Consider the following 2,021-nt stretch of genomic DNA (forward strand, 5'->3'; position numbering starts at 1 on the left):
GTCCACGGCCGAGCTCGAAGGCGCAGAAATGCAGGAAATGGCCGCTGGCCGGTCTGGTGCCGACGACCGGCCGCAAATATTCCGGGCTGGCTGCGATCAGCCCCGGCGGCAAGATGCCCTTCTCGACCAGGCGGTTCGGCCCGTAGATATCGGCGATCGTTTCCTCGAACAGCTCGGCCCGCTGGACCAGCCCGGCGCTGATCGCGGCCCATTCCTGGTCCTCGATCAGCAGCGGCACATGCGCCAGCGGCCATTCGCGCTCATTGGCGCCGGCCTTGTCGTAGACGCGGTAATAGACGCCGGCGTCGCGCAGATACTGGTCGGCGCGAGCGAAGCGCTGGGCGAGCTTTTCGGGGCCCAGTTCCTCCAGTGCCTCGATGAAGTCCTTCCAGACCGGGCGGGGATTGCCTGATGCATCGACCATCTCGTCGACGACACCGTCGATCGGCTGATAATGCTCCAGCAGGTTATGCGATCTGCCGCGTATTTTCTTGTGATTCCCCTTTGCCATGGCTGATCAGAGTCTTGCAGGTCGCCTGAGGTCAAGGGTCATCGGGAAATCCTCAGAGGCTCGTTCGTCGCGCAGCACGTAGCCGGACGGCGTATGGCCACGCGGCTCGAAGCGGGCGAGCCGTCGCGCCTCAGCTTCATTGCCGTTGACCGGGAAGGTGTCGTAGCTGCGCCCGCCCGGATGTGCGACATGGTAGACGCAACCGCCGATCGCCCGGCCCGACCACCGATCGTAGATGTCGAAGACCAGCGGCGTATTGACCGGCAGCGCGGGATGCATGCCCGATGCCGGCTGCCAGGCCTTGAAGCGGACGCCCGCCACCGCGATCTCTCTGGTGTCGGTCACCTTCATCGGCACGATGCGGCCGTTGCAGACGACCGCGTGACGCTCCGGGTTAAGCCCTTCGGTCTTCACCTGCAGCCGCTCGACCGAGGAATCGACGAAGCGCACGGTTCCGCCGATGGCGCCCTGCTCGCCCATGACATGCCACGGCTCCAGCGCTTGCCGCAGTTCCAGCTTGATGCCGGCATGCTGGACCTCGCCGCAGAACGGGAAGCGGAATTCGAGCTGCGCGTCGAACCATTCGGGACGGAATTCAAAGCCGTTCAGCTTGAGGTCGTCCAGCACGTCGAGAAAATCCGCCCAGACATAGTGCGGCAGCATGAAACGGTCATGCAGCGACGTGCCCCAGCGCACGAAGCGGCCATCGAGCGGATTCTTCCAGGCGCGGGCGATGATGGCGCGCACCAGCAATTGCTGCGCCAGACTCATGCGCGCATTGGGCGGCATCTCGAAGCCGCGGAACTCGACCAGCCCCAGCCGGCCGGTCGGCCCGTCGGGCGAAAACAGCTTGTCGATGCAGATTTCCGACCGATGCGTGTTCCCCGTCACGTCGGTCAGAAGGTTGCGGAACAGCCGGTCGACCAGCCACGGCAACGGCGCGCTGCCACTGTCCGGATGCGGCACCTGCGCCATCGCGATCTCGAGCTCGTAGAGCGAATCGTGACGCGCCTCATCGAAACGCGGCGCCTGGCTGGTCGGGCCGATGAACAGGCCGGAGAATAGATAGGACAGCGACGGGTGCCGCTGCCATTGCAGGACAAGGCTCTTCAGCAGGTCGGGGCGGCGCAGGAACGGGCTGTCGTTGGGTGTTGCGCCGCCGACGACGACATGGTTGCCGCCGCCTGTGCCGGTGTGGCGGCCGTCTATCATGAACTTGTCGGCGCCGAGCCGCGTCTGCCGCGCCTCCTCGTAGATCGCTGTGGTCGTCGCCACGCAGTCCTGCCAGTTCGCAGCCGGATGGATGTTCACCTCGATGACGCCGGGATCCGGAGCCACGCGGATGACGTTGAGGCGCGGATCGTGAGGCGGACCGTAGCCCTCGATATGCACCGGCAGGCCGATAACCTTTGCCGCGTTCTCGGCCGCTGCGACCAGTTCGAGATAGTCTTCCAGCGCCTCGACCGGCGGCATGAATACACAAAGCCGCCCGTCGCGCGGCTCGACCGAC

The 2,021-nt window shown here is 65.4% G+C and carries 2 protein-coding genes; both read right to left on the reverse strand.

Going from position 1 to position 2,021, the window contains the following annotated elements:
• Nucleotides 1-511, reverse strand: a 511-nt coding sequence (locus tag EOA86_RS32380; RefSeq protein WP_206630200.1) for a circularly permuted type 2 ATP-grasp protein, incomplete at its 3' end; no start/stop codon positions are given.
• Nucleotides 512-517: 6 nt separating this feature from the next.
• Nucleotides 518-2,021: transglutaminase family protein (locus tag EOA86_RS32385; protein ID WP_164892220.1), on the reverse strand; the 1,504-nt coding region annotated here is incomplete at its 5' end.

Origin of the sequence: Mesorhizobium sp. M5C.F.Ca.IN.020.32.2.1 (assembly GCF_004023105.1) — a bacterium.
Classification (GTDB): domain Bacteria; phylum Pseudomonadota; class Alphaproteobacteria; order Rhizobiales; family Rhizobiaceae; genus Mesorhizobium; species Mesorhizobium wenxiniae.